Below are 14,943 nucleotides of genomic sequence, written 5' to 3'. Positions count from 1 at the left end.
GCGGCTTGTAGCTTGTAGCTGATAAGGAATCTTTTATGACCCAGAAATTCGATGTAGTGGTGATTGGTGCAGGTCCTGGCGGCTATGTTGCTGCCATCAAGGCCGCACAACTTGGTCTGAAGACTGCCTGTATCGAGAAGTACACCGACGCCGAGGGCAAGCTGGCCCTGGGCGGCACCTGCCTGAACGTAGGCTGCATTCCTTCCAAGGCGCTGCTGGACAGCTCCTGGAAATACAAGGAAGCCAAAGAGAGCTTCAACGTCCACGGTATCTCCACTGGCGAAGTGAAGATGGACGTGGCTGCGATGGTTGGCCGCAAGGCCGGCATCGTCAAGAACCTGACCGGTGGCGTTGCCACCCTGTTCAAGGCCAATGGCGTCACCTCGATCCAGGGCCACGGCAAGCTGCTGGCCGGCAAGAAGGTCGAAGTCACCAAGCCTGACGGCACCACCGAAGTCATCGAAGCGGAAAACGTGATCCTGGCTTCCGGCTCGCGCCCGATCGACATTCCGCCGGCTCCGGTCGACCAGAACGTCATCGTCGACTCCACCGGCGCCCTGGAATTCCAGGCCGTACCGAAGCGCCTGGGCGTGATCGGTGCTGGCGTGATCGGCCTGGAGCTGGGCTCGGTATGGGCTCGCCTGGGTGCCGAAGTCACCGTCCTGGAAGCCCTGGACACCTTCCTGATGGCTGCCGACACCGCCGTGTCGAAAGAAGCCCAGAAGACCCTGACCAAGCAAGGCCTGGACATCAAGCTGGGCGCGCGCGTCACCGGCTCGAAAGTCAACGGCAACGAAGTCGAAGTGACCTACACCAACGCCGAAGGCGAGCAGAAGATCACCTTCGACAAGCTGATCGTCGCGGTCGGCCGTCGCCCGGTGACCACCGAGCTGCTGGCTTCGGACAGCGGCGTGACCATCGACGAGCGTGGCTACATCTTCGTCGACGATCACTGCGCCACCAGCGTTCCAGGCGTATTCGCCATTGGTGACGTGGTGCGCGGCATGATGCTGGCGCACAAGGCCTCGGAAGAGGGCATCATGGTCGTCGAGCGCATCAAGGGCCACAAGGCCCAGATGAACTACGACCTGATCCCTTCGGTCATCTACACCCACCCGGAAATCGCCTGGGTCGGCAAGACCGAACAAGCCTTGAAGGCCGAGGGTGTTGAGGTTAACGTAGGCACCTTCCCGTTCGCGGCCAGCGGCCGTGCGATGGCTGCCAACGACACCGGTGGTTTCGTCAAGGTCATCGCCGACGCCAAGACCGACCGCGTCCTGGGTGTGCACGTGATTGGCCCGTCCGCTGCCGAGCTGGTACAGCAGGGCGCAATCGCAATGGAATTCGGCACCAGTGCCGAGGATCTGGGCATGATGGTCTTCAGCCATCCAACCCTGTCCGAAGCGCTGCATGAAGCAGCGCTGGCAGTGAATGGCGGCGCCATTCACGTAGCCAACCGTAAGAAGCGTTAATTATAAGAAACCACGGCGGGCTGCCCGTCGTGAGTCTTGCGTGCATGACTCACCGCGGAACGTTCGCCGGACCGGACTACACGGGTAAACCCGGGGTCAATGGTCACAGGTGGTGCGGCGCCAGCAATGGCGCAGCGCCGAAGCGCAGTACCTAACGAAGACGGTAAAAAGCATGAATCTTCACGAGTATCAGGGTAAGCAGCTGTTCGCTGAATACGGCCTGCCAGTTTCCAAGGGTTTCGCAGTCGACACCCCTGAAGCTGCAGCAGAAGCCTGCGACAAGATCGGCGGTTCCGAGTGGGTTGTAAAAGCCCAGGTTCACGCAGGTGGTCGCGGTAAAGCGGGCGGCGTCAAGCTGGTTCGCAGCAAGGAAGACGCCAAGGCGTTCGCTGCACAGTGGTTGGGCAAGAATCTGGTGACCTACCAGACTGATGCCAACGGTCAACCCGTCTCCAAGATTCTGGTCGAGTCCTGCACCGACATCGCCAAAGAGCTGTACCTGGGCGCTGTCGTCGACCGCTCGAGCCGCCGTATCGTGTTCATGGCCTCCACCGAAGGTGGCGTGGACATCGAGAAAGTCGCTCACGACACTCCTGAGAAGATCCTCAAGGCTACCATCGACCCACTGGTTGGCGCTCAGCCGTTCCAGGGTCGCGAGCTGGCATTCCAGCTGGGCCTGGAAGGCAAGCAAGTTCAACAGTTCGCCAAGATCTTCGTAGGCCTGGCCAAGCTGTTCAAGGATCACGATCTGGCCCTGCTGGAAGTGAACCCGCTGGTGATCAAGGCCGATGGCGACCTGCACTGCCTCGATGCCAAGATCAACATCGACGCCAACGCCATGTACCGTCAGCCGAAGCTGAAAACCTTCCACGACCCGTCCCAGGACGACGCCCGTGAAGCCCACGCCGCCAAGTTCGAACTGAACTACGTTGCCCTCGAAGGCAACATCGGCTGCATGGTCAACGGTGCCGGCCTGGCCATGGGTACCATGGACATCGTCAACCTGCACGGCGGCAAGCCAGCCAACTTCCTCGACGTGGGCGGCGGTGCTACCAAGGAGCGCGTTACCGAAGCGTTCAAGATCATTCTGTCCGACAGCAATGTCGCGGCCGTTCTGGTCAACATCTTCGGCGGCATCGTTCGCTGCGACATGATTGCCGAAGGCATCATCGGTGCAGTGAAAGAAGTCGGCGTGAAAGTTCCGGTCGTCGTTCGCCTCGAAGGCAACAACGCCGAACTGGGCGCTAAAGTACTGGCAGAAAGCGGTTTGAACATCATTGCGGCCACCAGCCTGACCGACGCTGCTCAACAAGTTGTCAAAGCTGCGGAGGGCAAGTAATGAGCGTCCTGATCAATAAAGATACCAAAGTCATCTGCCAGGGCTTCACCGGCTCGCAGGGTACTTTCCACTCCGAACAAGCCATCGCCTACGGCACCAAGATGGTTGGCGGCGTGACCCCAGGCAAAGGTGGCACCACCCACCTGGGCCTGCCAGTGTTCAACACTGTGAAAGAAGCCGTGGAAGCTACCGGCGCTGACGCTTCGGTCATCTACGTTCCGGCTCCTTTCTGCAAGGACTCGATCCTGGAAGCGGCCTTCGGCGGCATCAAGCTGATCGTCTGCATCACCGAAGGCATTCCTACCCTGGACATGCTGGATGCCAAGGTCAAGTGCGACGAGCTGGGCGTGACCCTGATCGGTCCTAACTGCCCAGGCGTGATCACTCCGGGCGAGTGCAAGATCGGTATCATGCCAGGCCACATCCACCTGCCAGGCAAGGTCGGTATCGTTTCGCGTTCCGGCACCCTGACCTACGAAGCTGTGAAGCAGACCACCGACGCCGGCTTCGGCCAGTCGACCTGCGTCGGCATCGGCGGTGACCCGATCCCGGGCTCCAACTTCATCGACATCCTTAAGCTGTTCCAGGAAGACCCGAAGACCGAAGCGATCGTCATGATCGGTGAGATCGGCGGTTCGGCTGAAGAAGAAGCCGCGGCCTACATCAAGGCCAACGTGACCAAGCCAGTGGTTTCCTACATCGCCGGTGTTACCGCACCTGCGGGCAAGCGCATGGGCCACGCTGGCGCCATCATTTCCGGCGGCAAGGGAACTGCGGACGAGAAGTTCGCTGCGCTGCAGGACGCCGGTGTGAAAACCGTGCGTTCCCTGGCTGACATCGGCAAGGCCTTGGCCGAGCTGACTGGCTGGGAAGCCAAGAAGTAATTTAGCGACACCCCCCACGCGCACAGAGGCCACCTTCGGGTGGCCTTTGTCGTTTCTGGGTGTTGCGTATGCCTGTGCCGGCCTCTTCGCGGGTAAACCCGCTCCCACAGGGATCACCACCTTCAGGTCGGGTGGTTATTCCTGTGGGAGCGGGTTTACCCGCGAAGAGGCCGGGCCTGCAAAGAGGATTTTTCGATGGGTTAGATAGGAATTTTGAAGCAGACGATTGTTTCAATCCGAGGATAATTCCCACAGTCATCGGTCACGCAGACGACAAACATGTACGCACATCGGACAAGCAGCACTGTATCAGTGCGTTTACCGGGTAAAACGGTTAATCTACGCGTTCACTCTGTGCCCGTACCCCAAAAGGGAACGACACGCTAAACGGGTCTGGCCTACCAAGCCGGGCAGCATTTCCCCTCATCCAAAGGGAAATCCCCTCTCGAATCCCGATTTCAGCAGTGTGGTACTACCCTAAATGAAAGTTCTGAAAGGCCAGGATATCCTGGCGCTTGGCTTTATGACGTTTGCGCTTTTCGTAGGCGCCGGCAACATCATCTTCCCGCCTATCGTCGGTCTGCAGTCTGGCCCGCACGTATGGATGGCGGCCCTGGGCTTCCTGGTCACTGCGGTTGGCCTGCCGGTCATCACCGTGGTCGCCCTGGCCAAGGTCGGTGGCGGCATGGATGCCCTGAGCAGCCCGATCGGCAAGTTCTTCGGTGGCCTGCTGGCGGCCGTGTGCTACCTGTCGGTCGGCCCGCTGTTCGCCACCCCGCGTACCGCGACCGTGTCGTTCGAAGTGGGCGTCGCGCCGCTGACTGGTGAAAGCCCGACTGCGCTGTTCATCTACAGCCTGGTGTACTTCGCCGTGGTGCTGGCCGTGTCCATGTACCCGGGCAAGCTGCTCGACACCGTCGGCCGCTTCCTCGCGCCGTTGAAAATCATCGCCCTGGCGGTGCTGGGTATCGCTGCCTTCGCGCTGCCGGCCGGGACCATTGGCGAAGCGCAGCCGGCCTATGCCGCCGCAGCGTTCTCCAAGGGCTTCTCCGATGGCTACCTGACCATGGACACCCTGGGTGCCCTGGTGTTCGGGATCGTCATCGTCAACGCCATCCGCTCGCGCGGCGTCGAGTCGCCGAAACTGATCACCCGCTACGCCATCATCGCCGGCCTGATCGCCGGTGTCGGCCTGGCCCTGGTCTACATCAGCCTGTTCCGCCTCGGTGCCGGCAGCCACGACATCGCCGCCGATGCCACCAACGGTGCCGCCGTCCTGCATGCCTACGTGCAGCACACCTTCGGCTCCCTGGGCAGTGGCTTCCTCGCCGTGCTGATCGCCCTGGCGTGCCTGGTGACCGCGGTCGGCCTGACCTGCGCCTGCGCCGAGTACTTCAGCCAGATCCTGCCGCTGTCGTATCGCGCCCTGGTGGTGATCCTGGCCGGCTTCTCGCTGCTGATCTCCAACCTCGGCCTGACCAAGCTGATCATGTTCTCGATCCCGGTGCTCACCGCCATCTACCCACCCTGCATCGTGGTGGTCGGCCTGAGCTTCGTGAAGGACCTGTGGAACTCGCCGACGCGCATCCTGGCGCCGGTGATGCTGGTGTCGCTGGTGTTCGGCGTGGTCGATGCAATCAAGGGCAGCGACATTGCCCATGTCCTGCCGGACGTCCTGGCCCACCTGCCGCTGAGCGACCAGGGCCTGGCCTGGCTGGTGCCTTCGGTGGTGACGCTGGTGGCAGCCGTGGCCTGCGATCGCATGCTCGGCAAGCCGCGCGAGGCGCTGGCCTGATGGCCTAGGTCGAAGCCCGAGGGCGGCACCGGCCACAAGCCGAAGGGTGCTCTCCAAGGGTCTAGACTCGAAAGCCCCGTATCCGCAAGGATGCGGGGCTTTTTGTTACCTGTGCCGGCCTCTTCGCGGGTGAACCCGCTCCCACAGGTGCAGTGCTGCCTGTGAGGCTTGCACGGTCCCTGTGGGAGCGGGTTCACCCGCGAAGAGGCCCTCAGCACAAGTGCAAATTTCCGCGCACAGGGTGTGCCTTTTGCCGCTAGCCAACGTCGAATCCCGGACTCTACCCTTTGTGCACTTGGCCCCTCCGGAACCCTGCATGAACTTCATCCAAAGCAACCTCCACAACCTCCTGGCCGCCTGCTGGTTCGCGCTGTGCTGGGGCGGCTACACCCGTTACGCCATCTGGAAGGGCCGCGACACCGCGTGCCTGGCCAGCGTGCTGCACCTGTACCGGGAAGACTGGATGCGCCGCATGCTGCTGCGCGACAACCGCATCGCCGACGCCAGCGTGATCGGCAACCTCGAGCGCAACGCCTCGTTCTTCGCCTCCAGCACCCTGATCATCCTCGCCGGCATCCTTACCGTGCTCGGCGCCTCGGACCGTGCCCTGTCGCTGCTGGCTGACCTGCCGCTGGTACAGCAGGCCTCCCAGGGCATGTCGGAAATCAAGCTGCTGTGCCTGGCCATGGTGTTCGTCTATGCCTTCTTCACCTTCAGCTGGTGCATGCGTCAATACAACTTTGCGGCCGTGGTGCTCGGCTCGGCGCCGATGATCGGCGAGCGGCTGGTCAACGAACTGGAGCGCAAGGCCTTCGCCATGCGCGCGGCGCGGGTGTTGTCGCTGGCGGCCAACCAGTTCAACTTCGGCCTGCGTTCTTACTATTTCGGCATGGCCATGCTCACCTGGTTCATCAGCCCCTGGTTGTTCATGGTCGTAAGTGTCGGTGTGGTGCTCATTCTTTATCGCCGCGAGTTTCATTCCGATGTGCTGGACGTGATGGTATTCACGCCGACTGAAAGTGCCCCGACAGAAGGGCTCAAGGAAAGTTCCAATACGGTTAACTGAAACGTTTAATCGTTAAATGCCAGGCACAAAAAAACCCGACAGATGTCGGGTTTTTTTGTGTGGGCTTATTACTGCTTGGCAGGTTCAGCCGGGGTGGCAGGCGCCGGAGTAGCCGGGGCGGCTTCTTCAGCGGCTTTCTGCTCGGCTTCGGCCTGATCTTTGGCGGCTTCGGCGTTTTCCTTGGCGGCGTCGTTCATCTTATCCTGAGCATCACCCATCTTTTCCTGGGCTTGTTCACGGTGTTCTTGTGCGTCCTGGGCTTTGTCTTCGCTCGCTTTATCGCAAGCAGCCAGGCCCATGGCAGCAGCCAGCATCAGAGCAAAAGCAAAAGGTTTACGCATGGGGGTGTTTCTCCTTGGTGGAATAACTTGAGTTGTTCCTTCGAGTTCGGCCCCGGGGGATAAGTTCCGTGTGTTTGAAAGATATATAACGCAGTGTGCCAGATAGACTTTCCAGCGATTTTATGCCACAGCGGCGCTCATCACGGAAACAGCCTATGAACGATTCAAACTTGCAGGCCATGGCCGAGCGATTTCTCTCGGCGCTCAAACACTGTCAACGGCTGCAGATGCGTGTGGCCCATGCCGATGCCGATGGCATGACCCTGATACTGCCCTGGTCACCCGCGATCGTCGGCAACCCGCAGACCGGCGCCGTACACGGCGGCGCCTTGACCACGCTGATGGACACCACCTGCGGCATGGCCACCCTGTGCGTGCTACCGCGTTTCGAGGTGTGCCCGACCCTGGACTTGCGCATCGACTACATGCACCCGGCACAAGCCGGCAAGGACATCCATGGCCATGCCCAGTGTTACCGGGTAACCCGCGATGTGATCTTTACCCGTGGCAGCGCCTACCAGGACGACCCCGAGCAGCCGATCTGCCAGGTGGTCGGCACCTTCATGCGCCTGGGCCAGGAGATCAAGGGCGGCATCCGCTTCGGCAACAGCCTGAAGGAGGGCGGTGCATGATCCCTGAAGACATTCGCCGGCAGTTGAATGCCGCCCACGCCGTTGGTGATTACGGCCCCTTGCTGGCGTTGATCCCGTATGCCGGCCTGATCGGCATCGAGTGCCAGCGCCAGGGCGACGACCTGCTGTTTCGCCTGCCCGCCAATGCGGACAACATCGGCAACCCGTTGCTGCCGGCCATCCACGGCGGTGTCATCGCCGGTTTCATGGAGCTGTCCGCGGCGCTGTACCTGCTGATCTACAGCGAAAGCGCGAGCATCCCGAAAATCATCGATTTCTCCATCGATTACCTGCGCGCCGGGCACTTTCGCGACACCTACGCCCAGTGCCAGCTGTGGCGCCAGGGCCGGCGGGTGACCAACGTCGCGATCACCGCCTGGCAGGGCGACCGCCAGTCGCCGATCGCCACCGCCCGCGCGCATTTCAAGATCGAACCGGAAAAGCCCTTGAAATCGTCCGGGCAGCCCCCATCTGAATGACATCCGCCAAACGCAGGCCATACCGGCCGCCCGGCGCCACTGCCATCAGATCGGAGTTTTGAAGACCATGAGTGTGGAGACTCAAAAAGAAACGCTGGGCTTCCAGACCGAGGTAAAGCAGCTGCTGCACCTCATGATCCATTCGCTGTACTCGAACAAGGAAATCTTCCTGCGCGAGCTGATTTCCAACGCCTCCGACGCTGCCGACAAGCTGCGTTTCGAGGCGCTGGCCAAGCCGGAACTGTTCGAGGATGACGCCGACCTGAAGATCCGCCTGAGCTTCGACAAGGACGCCGGCACCGTGACCCTCGAGGACAACGGCATCGGCATGAGCCGCGAAGACGTGATCGCCCACCTGGGCACCATCGCCAAGTCCGGCACCGCCGACTTCATGAAGAACCTCACCGGCGACCAGAAGAAGGATTCGCACCTGATCGGTCAGTTCGGCGTGGGCTTCTACTCGGCCTTCATCGTCGCCGACAAGGTCGATGTCTACAGCCGTCGCGCCGGCCAGCCGGCCGCCGAGGGCGTGCACTGGTCGTCGAAGGGCGAGGGCGAGTTCGAGGTCGCCACCCTCGACAAGCCAGCGCGCGGTACCCGTATCGTCCTGCACCTGAAGAAGGAAGAGCAGGAGTTCGCCGATGGCTGGCGCCTGCGCAACGTGGTCAAGAAGTACTCCGACCACATCGCCTTGCCGATCGAGCTGCCCAAGGAGGCCGAGGCCGCCGAAGGCGAACAGGCGCCTGCGCAGGAATGGGAAACCGTCAACCGCGCCAGTGCCCTGTGGACCCGTTCCCGTTCCGAAGTGAAGGACGAGGAATACCAGGAGTTCTACAAGCACATCGGCCATGACTTCGAAAACCCGCTGGCCTGGAGCCACAACAAGGTCGAAGGCAAGCTCGAATACAACTCCCTGCTGTACGTCCCGGCCCGCGCGCCGTTCGACCTGTACCAGCGCGAAGCACCACGCGGCCTGAAGCTGTACGTGCAGCGCGTGTTCATCATGGACCAGGCCGAGTCGTTCCTGCCGCTGTACCTGCGTTTCATCAAGGGCGTGGTCGATTCCAACGACCTGTCGCTGAACGTGTCCCGCGAGATCCTGCAGAAAGACCCGATCATCGACTCGATGAAGACCGCGCTGACCAAGCGCGTGCTGGACATGCTGGAGAAGCTGGCGAAGAACGAGCCCGAGCAGTACAAGGGCTTCTGGAAGAACTTCGGCCAGGTGCTGAAGGAAGGCCCGGCCGAAGACTTCGCCAACAAGGAGAAGATCGCAGGCCTCCTGCGCTTCGCTTCCACCCAGGACGACAGCGGCGAGCAGAGCGTCGCCCTGGCCGACTACCTGGCCCGCGCCAAAGAAGGCCAGGACAAGATCTACTACCTCACCGGCGAGTCGTACGCGCAGGTCAAGAACAGCCCGCACCTGGAAGTCTTCCGCAAGAAAGGCATCGAGGTCCTGCTGCTGACCGACCGCATCGACGAGTGGCTGATGAGCTACCTCAGCGAATTCGATGGCAAGCAGTTCGTCGACGTCGCCCGTGGCGACCTGGACCTGGGCAAGCTGGACTCCGAAGAGGACAAGAAGGCCCAGGAAGAAGTCGCCAAGGACAAGGAAGGCCTGGTCGAGCGCCTCAAAGGTGCCCTGGGTGACAGCGTCGCCGAAGTGCGTGTGTCGCATCGCCTGACCGACTCGCCGGCGATCCTCGCCATCGGCGAGCAGGACCTGGGCCTGCAGATGCGCCAGATCCTCGAAGCCAGCGGGCAGAAGGTGCCGGATTCCAAGCCGATCTTCGAATTCAACCCGACCCACCCGCTGATCGAGAAGCTCGACAACGAGCAGAGCGAAGACCGCTTTGCCGAGCTGTCGCACATTCTCTTCGACCAGGCCGCGCTTGCGGCCGGTGACAGCCTGAAGGACCCGGCGGCCTACGTTCGTCGCCTGAACAAGCTGCTGGTCGAGCTGTCTGCTTGAGTTGATGCACATGAAAGCCCGCTTCGGCGGGCTTTTTTCATGGCGGATCGTTTAATGAAAGTGCCTTAAGGAGTGCTTGATGAGCAAGGTAATCGTCGAATCGCTGGTCTATCACCTGTCTGGCAAAACCTATGAAAGCCGCCTGGTCTATGAGCCGGGCGCGCTGGGTCGTCCGGCCCTGGTGATGGCGCCGAACTGGATGGGCATTGGCGAGGGCGCCGAGCGCATCGCCAAGGAAGTGGCCGAGAAGGGCTACGTGGTACTGATTGCCGACCTGTACGGGCAATCGGTGCGTCCGTCCAATGCCGACGAGGCAGGGGCGGCGATGATGCCGCTGAAGAACGACCGTGGCGAGCTGCGCAAGCGCATGCAGGAAGCCCTGGCGCAGTTGCTGGGGCAGTCCAAGGCGCTGCTGGAGCCAGGCCAGGTGGCGGCGTTCGGTTTCTGCTTCGGTGGCTGCTGTGCCCTGGAATTGGCGCGCGCGGGTGCCGACCTGAAGGCGGCGGTGTCGTTCCACGGCAACCTGGATACGCCAACCCCGGAAGATGCCAAGCGCATCAAGGGTTCGGTGCTGGTGCTGCACGGGGCTTCCGACCCGCTGGTGCCAGGCGAGCAGCTGCCGGCGTTCGAGGCCGAGATGAATGCCGCCAAGGTCGACTGGCAGTTGGTCAGCTACGGCGGCGCGGTGCACTCGTTCACCGACCCGCATGCCAATGTGCCGGGCAAGATGCAGTATGACCGCCGCACCTCGGAGCGAGCGTTCCGCGCGATGCACAACCTGCTGAGCGAAGTGTTCCCACGCTGAGGCCGCAGGGGGCCGCTGTGCGGCCCATTCGCGGGTAAACCCGCTCCCACAAGTACAGTGCAACCCTTGACGGCGATGCGTTCCCTGTGGGAGCGGGTTTACCCGCGAATGGGCTGCAGAGCAGCCCCAAAATCAGCGGGGCAGCTCGATCCGGGAGGTCTCCCCCGGCACCACCGGCCAATCCCCCGCAGCCCACCTGGCCCGAGCCCGCTCGATCAACTCCCCATCACTGGCCACGAAATTCCAGTTCATCCGCCGCGGCCCATCCAGCGGTGCCCCGCCAATCAGCACCAGCTGGCACTCCTCGTCCGCATACAATGTCACGTCCTCACCCTCCGGCAGCACCACCAGGCTGCAAGGTTCGACCTGCTCGTCGTCCATCAGCAAATCGCCATCGAGCAGGTACAGCGCCCGCTGCGCATGCTCGGCAGGCACCACCAGAGTGGTCGCCGGCTGCATCTGCACCTTCGCATAGAGGGTAGGGGAGAGGACTGGCACCGGTGATTCCAGGCAGAAACCGCTGCCGGCAATCATGCAGATCCGCACCCCCAGGCTGTCGCTGACCGGCAAGCTGGCGGCCGGATGGTGGCTGTAGCTCGGCTCGCCCTGCTCATGTTCGCGCGGCGACGCCAGCCACACCTGCAGCCCATGCAGGCGCGAGCCATGGGCCAGTGCATCCTCCGGGGTGCGCTCGACATGCGCCACGCCGTGGCCGGCAGTCATCCAGCTCACATCCCCTGGCAGTACATGCTGTTCCGAGCCCAGGCTGTCCTTGTGCAGAATGGCCCCTTCGAACAGATAGGTCAGGGTCGACAGGCCGATATGCGGGTGCTGGCGGATGTCCATGCCATGCCCGGGCGCATAGTCGGTCTCGAGCATGTGATCGAAGAACACGAACGGCCCGACGCTGCGACACTGGGCCGAGGGCAGTGGCCGCAGGATCGGCTGGCCCTCGACCGATTCGGCGCGTGGGCGGATGACCAGGGGGCTGCTCATGGGAGGCTCCAGCAAGGGTGGCAGATGCGCCCAGCATAGCGTTTTGCCGCGCATTGCTGAACCGTTGCGGGTGGGTGCCGGTCTACCCTGCTGAGGCTACCGACAGGAAACTGCCCATGATCGCCAGAGCGCTGGCCTGCATGTTGTTGTCCGCCTGGCTATGCCCGATGGCAGAGGCCCGTGACTACCGCTTCAGTGACGCCCACCTGCATTACCTGGACTTCTTCCAGGAAACCGAAGGCATGCCGGCGCTGCTCAAGGCCATGGACGAGGCCGGTGTGGAGCACTCGATGATCTCGGGCATCCCCGTGGCCAAGAAATGGCACGAAGACGAGCCCAAGCGCCCACGCTACTATGCCGGCGACGATGCCGATGCCTACTGGTACAGCGCCACGGATACCTATGTGGCGGCGGCGCTGGAAAAGCTGCCTGCCGATCAGAAAAAGCGTTTCCATCCGTTTCTGACTGGTTTCAACCCGGTGGACAAGAATGCCGTCAGCCATATCGAGCGCATGCTCGAACTCAACCCGGGCCTGTGGCAGGGCATCGGTGAAGTGTTCACCCGCCATGACGACCTGACCGCACTGACCAGTGGTGACACGCCACGGGCCAACAACGAGGCCATGACCCGCATCTATCACCTGGCCGCCGAGCGCGACATGCCGGTGCTGGTGCATTCCAACATCACCTCCAAGCGCGAACGCAATCCGCTGTACCTGGCGGAGATCGAGGAGCCTTTGCGCAATCACCCGCATACCCGCTTCATCTGGGCGCATGCCGGGAGCAGCATGGAGATCCACCGGCACCAGACGCAGATGGATTTTCTCCTGCCGGTGCTGACGCGGTTGCTGGCGGATTACCCGAACTTGTATGTGGATCTGTCGTGGAGCGTGCTGCAGCCATATTTGCTGGATGAGCAGGGCGTGCCGCGCCAGGAATGGCTGGCGCTGGTCGAGCGCTTCCCGGAGCGGTTCATGCTGGGGTCGGATGTGGTGGGGCGGTTTGGCAGTGTGGGCGAGCAGATGCACGGTTTCAGGCCGTTTCTGGATGCCTTGCCGGAAGATGTTGCCAACAAGGTAGCCCGGGATAACTTCCTGGCCGTCTTGCCCAAGCCGCGTTGACCTGTGCCGGCCTCTTCGCGGGTAAACCCGCTCCCACAGGAATAGCACAGGGCCTGAGGGCAATGATATCCCTGTGGGAGCGGGTTTACCCGCGAAGAGGCCGGCACAGGCAGGCACAAAAGAAAACGCCCCGAACCAGTCGGGGCGTTTTCATCTACCGCAGCAGCGTCTTACTTGCCTTCCCAGCGCTTGAGCACCAGGGTGGCGTTGGTGCCGCCGAAGCCGAAGCTGTTGCTCATCACAGTGGTGAGCTTGGCGTCTTCGGTCTTGCGCACGATCGGCAGGTCGGCCACTTCAGGGTCCAGTTCGTCGATGTTGGCGGAGCCGGCGATGAAGTCGTTTTCCATCATCAGCAGGCAGTAGATCGCCTCGTGCACGCCCGCGGCGCCCAGCGAGTGGCCGGACAGGCTCTTGGTCGAGCTGATCTTCGGTGCGTTGGCGCCGAACACTTCACGCACACCTTTCATTTCCGCAACGTCACCGACCGGAGTCGAGGTACCGTGGGTGTTCAGGTAGTCGATCGGGGTGTCGACGGTGGACAGCGCCTGCTGCATGCAGCGGATGGCGCCTTCGCCGCTCGGGGCGACCATGTCGTAGCCGTCGGAGGTCGCGCCGTAGCCGACGATTTCGGCATAGATCTTCGCGCCACGGGCCAGAGCGTGCTCCAGCTCCTCGACCACCACCATGCCGCCGCCGCCAGCGATGACGAAGCCATCACGGTCGGCGTCGTAGGCGCGCGAAGCCAGTTCCGGGGTTTCGTTGCGCTTGGTCGACAGGGCGCCCATGGCATCGAACAGGAACGACTGGCTCCAGTGCTCTTCTTCACCGCCACCGGCGAAGACGATGTCCTGCTTGCCCCACTGGATCTGCTCCAGGGCGGTGCCGATGCAGTGTGCGGAGGTGGCGCAGGCCGAGGAGATCGAGTAGTTGATGCCCTTGATCTTGAACGGCGTGGCCAGGCAGGCCGACACGGTGCTGCCCATGGTGCGGGTGACGCGGTACGGGCCGACGCGCTTGACGCCCTTCTCGCGCAGGGTGTCCAGCGCTTCCATCTGGTTCAGGGTCGAGGCGCCGCCGGAGCCGGCAACCAGGCCGGTACGCGGGTTGGAAACCTGCTCTTCGCTCAGGCCGGCGTCCTTGATCGCGTCCTGCATCGCCAGGTAGGCGTAGGCAGCGGCGTGGCCGACGAAGCGGTAGACCTTGCGGTCGATCAGTTCTTCGAGGTTGAGGTCGATGGACCCGGAAACCTGGCTACGCAGCCCCATTTCCTTGTATTCCGGGTTGTAGCGGATACCCGGACGGCTGTTGCGCAGGTTTTCGGTGACAGTAGCTTTGTCATTGCCCAGGCACGATACGATGCCCAGACCAGTGATAACGACGCGGCGCATGCGAATAACCCTTAGAAATTGTCAGTGGAGGTGAACACGCCGACCCGCAGGGCTTCGGCCGTGTAGATCTCGCGGCCGTCGACGCTGACCGAGCCATCGGCGATGGCCATGTTCAGCTTGCCCTTCAGGACGCGCTTGATGTGGATGTTGTAGGTGACTTTCTTGGCGGTAGGCAATACCTGGCCGAAGAATTTCACTTCGCCCGAACCCAGTGCCCGGCCACGGCCCGGCAGGCCTTGCCAGCCGAGGAAGAAGCCGACCAGCTGCCACATGGCGTCGAGGCCCAGGCAGCCCGGCATCACCGGGTCGCCTTCGAAGTGGCAGGCGAAGAACCACAGGTCCGGGGTGATATCCAGCTCGGCGACCAATTCACCTTTGCCGTACTTGCCGCCTTCTTCGCTGATGTGGGTGATGCGATCGACCATCAGCATGTTCGGCGCGGGCAGTTGCGCATTACCTGGGCCGAACAGCTCACCGCGACTGCAGCGCAGCAGGTCTTCCCGAGTAAAGGCGTGTTGTTTGGTCATGCGAGCTCCTCAATAACCCCCTGTGGCAGGGGACGAATCTTCCCGACCGGCCCGATACGAGTCCGGGGCGGTAGCCTACAGGTAGACTATTGCGTTGTGGTGAAAGTCACAGCGCACCTGGCGAAA

General features: G+C 62.2%; 14 protein-coding genes. 10 read left to right on the top strand and 4 right to left on the bottom strand.

What is annotated here, in order from left to right; all coding sequences use genetic code 11:
- The first annotated feature begins 35 nt into the window (after window positions 1–35).
- The 5 genes from lpdA to ACIP21_RS25290 all read left to right on the top strand — a co-directional run bounded on the left by lpdA (window position 36) and on the right by ACIP21_RS25290 (window position 6,556).
- The gene (gene lpdA, locus ACIP21_RS25310; protein ID WP_400693609.1) at window positions 36–1,472 is read left to right on the top strand and encodes a dihydrolipoyl dehydrogenase; all 1,437 of its coding nucleotides are present in this window, start codon (window positions 36–38) and stop codon (window positions 1,470–1,472) included.
- Between the two features lie 172 nt (window positions 1,473–1,644).
- Window positions 1,645–2,811 (top strand): ADP-forming succinate--CoA ligase subunit beta, encoded by a 1,167-nt coding sequence (gene sucC / locus ACIP21_RS25305; RefSeq protein WP_023629628.1) that lies wholly within the window; start codon window positions 1,645–1,647, stop codon window positions 2,809–2,811.
- On the top strand, window positions 2,811–3,695 hold the full coding sequence (gene sucD, locus ACIP21_RS25300) for a succinate--CoA ligase subunit alpha (protein WP_016393102.1): 885 nt from the start codon (window positions 2,811–2,813) through the stop codon (window positions 3,693–3,695). Before sucC ends, sucD begins: the two co-directional genes overlap by 1 nt.
- A 481-nt stretch (window positions 3,696–4,176) precedes the next feature.
- Entirely contained in the window at window positions 4,177–5,490 is a 1,314-nt protein-coding gene (brnQ, locus tag ACIP21_RS25295; RefSeq protein ID WP_400693606.1) for a branched-chain amino acid transport system II carrier protein, read from the top strand.
- A 316-nt stretch (window positions 5,491–5,806) separates the two neighbouring features.
- The gene (locus ACIP21_RS25290; RefSeq protein WP_400693603.1) at window positions 5,807–6,556 is read left to right on the top strand and encodes a DUF599 domain-containing protein; all 750 of its coding nucleotides are present in this window, start codon (window positions 5,807–5,809) and stop codon (window positions 6,554–6,556) included.
- A 68-nt stretch (window positions 6,557–6,624) separates the two neighbouring features.
- Here the strand turns inward: ACIP21_RS25290 and ACIP21_RS25285 are convergent, their stop codons facing one another.
- Window positions 6,625–6,897: a hypothetical protein gene (locus ACIP21_RS25285; protein WP_400693600.1), complete on the bottom strand. Its 273-nt coding sequence runs from the start codon at window positions 6,895–6,897 to the stop codon at window positions 6,625–6,627.
- 155 nt (window positions 6,898–7,052) lie between these two features.
- Here ACIP21_RS25285 and ACIP21_RS25280 point away from each other — a divergent pair, with 155 nt between their 5' ends.
- From ACIP21_RS25280 to ACIP21_RS25265, 4 genes are all read left to right on the top strand, one after another.
- Window positions 7,053–7,529 (top strand): PaaI family thioesterase, encoded by a 477-nt coding sequence (locus ACIP21_RS25280; protein ID WP_400693598.1) that lies wholly within the window; start codon window positions 7,053–7,055, stop codon window positions 7,527–7,529.
- Complete coding sequence (locus ACIP21_RS25275) at window positions 7,526–8,008, top strand: PaaI family thioesterase (RefSeq protein WP_400693596.1); 483 nt, start codon at window positions 7,526–7,528, stop codon at window positions 8,006–8,008. Before ACIP21_RS25280 ends, ACIP21_RS25275 begins: the two co-directional genes overlap by 4 nt.
- 67 nt (window positions 8,009–8,075) lie before the next feature.
- The gene (gene htpG, locus ACIP21_RS25270) at window positions 8,076–9,980 is read left to right on the top strand and encodes a molecular chaperone HtpG (RefSeq protein WP_400693593.1); all 1,905 of its coding nucleotides are present in this window, start codon (window positions 8,076–8,078) and stop codon (window positions 9,978–9,980) included.
- A 79-nt stretch (window positions 9,981–10,059) separates the two neighbouring features.
- Entirely contained in the window at window positions 10,060–10,785 is a 726-nt protein-coding gene (locus tag ACIP21_RS25265; RefSeq protein WP_400693590.1) for a dienelactone hydrolase family protein, read from the top strand.
- A gap of 132 nt (window positions 10,786–10,917) precedes the next feature.
- Here ACIP21_RS25265 and ACIP21_RS25260 read toward each other — a convergent pair whose 3' ends face one another.
- Entirely contained in the window at window positions 10,918–11,781 is an 864-nt protein-coding gene (locus ACIP21_RS25260; protein WP_400693587.1) for a pirin family protein, read from the bottom strand.
- Between the two features lie 116 nt (window positions 11,782–11,897).
- Between ACIP21_RS25260 and ACIP21_RS25255 the strand changes: the two genes are divergently transcribed.
- Window positions 11,898–12,902: an amidohydrolase family protein gene (locus ACIP21_RS25255; protein WP_400693584.1), complete on the top strand. Its 1,005-nt coding sequence runs from the start codon at window positions 11,898–11,900 to the stop codon at window positions 12,900–12,902.
- A 170-nt stretch (window positions 12,903–13,072) separates the two neighbouring features.
- On the opposite strand, the gene fabB is transcribed toward ACIP21_RS25255, so the two are convergent.
- Entirely contained in the window at window positions 13,073–14,290 is a 1,218-nt protein-coding gene (gene fabB, locus ACIP21_RS25250) for a beta-ketoacyl-ACP synthase I (RefSeq protein WP_400693582.1), read from the bottom strand.
- 11 nt (window positions 14,291–14,301) lie between these two features.
- Window positions 14,302–14,817, bottom strand: a complete 516-nt coding sequence (gene fabA / locus ACIP21_RS25245; protein ID WP_012315334.1) for a 3-hydroxyacyl-[acyl-carrier-protein] dehydratase FabA — start codon at window positions 14,815–14,817, stop codon at window positions 14,302–14,304.
- Between the last annotated feature and the right edge of the window lie 126 nt (window positions 14,818–14,943).

This window comes from Pseudomonas sp. NPDC089401 (genome assembly GCF_044749485.1).
Lineage (GTDB): Bacteria > Pseudomonadota > Gammaproteobacteria > Pseudomonadales > Pseudomonadaceae > Aquipseudomonas.
The sequence above is the reverse complement of the archived record's forward strand: the minus strand, read 5'-3'. Positions and strand labels throughout refer to the sequence as shown.

Excerpts from the sequence above, each read along its gene's own strand:
- lpdA (WP_400693609.1), top strand. The coding sequence starts at position 36 with ATGACCCAGAAATTCGATGTAGTGGTGATTGGTGCAGGTCCTGGCGGC.
- sucC (WP_023629628.1), top strand. The coding sequence starts at position 1,645 with ATGAATCTTCACGAGTATCAGGGTAAGCAGCTGTTCGCTGAATACGGC.
- sucD (WP_016393102.1), top strand. The coding sequence starts at position 2,811 with ATGAGCGTCCTGATCAATAAAGATACCAAAGTCATCTGCCAGGGCTTC.
- brnQ (WP_400693606.1), top strand. The coding sequence starts at position 4,177 with ATGAAAGTTCTGAAAGGCCAGGATATCCTGGCGCTTGGCTTTATGACG.
- ACIP21_RS25290 (WP_400693603.1), top strand. The coding sequence starts at position 5,807 with ATGAACTTCATCCAAAGCAACCTCCACAACCTCCTGGCCGCCTGCTGG.
- ACIP21_RS25285 (WP_400693600.1), bottom strand. The coding sequence starts at position 6,897 with ATGCGTAAACCTTTTGCTTTTGCTCTGATGCTGGCTGCTGCCATGGGC.
- ACIP21_RS25280 (WP_400693598.1), top strand. The coding sequence starts at position 7,053 with ATGAACGATTCAAACTTGCAGGCCATGGCCGAGCGATTTCTCTCGGCG.
- ACIP21_RS25275 (WP_400693596.1), top strand. The coding sequence starts at position 7,526 with ATGATCCCTGAAGACATTCGCCGGCAGTTGAATGCCGCCCACGCCGTT.
- htpG (WP_400693593.1), top strand. The coding sequence starts at position 8,076 with ATGAGTGTGGAGACTCAAAAAGAAACGCTGGGCTTCCAGACCGAGGTA.
- ACIP21_RS25265 (WP_400693590.1), top strand. The coding sequence starts at position 10,060 with ATGAGCAAGGTAATCGTCGAATCGCTGGTCTATCACCTGTCTGGCAAA.
- ACIP21_RS25260 (WP_400693587.1), bottom strand. The coding sequence starts at position 11,781 with ATGAGCAGCCCCCTGGTCATCCGCCCACGCGCCGAATCGGTCGAGGGC.
- ACIP21_RS25255 (WP_400693584.1), top strand. The coding sequence starts at position 11,898 with ATGATCGCCAGAGCGCTGGCCTGCATGTTGTTGTCCGCCTGGCTATGC.
- fabB (WP_400693582.1), bottom strand. The coding sequence starts at position 14,290 with ATGCGCCGCGTCGTTATCACTGGTCTGGGCATCGTATCGTGCCTGGGC.
- fabA (WP_012315334.1), bottom strand. The coding sequence starts at position 14,817 with ATGACCAAACAACACGCCTTTACTCGGGAAGACCTGCTGCGCTGCAGT.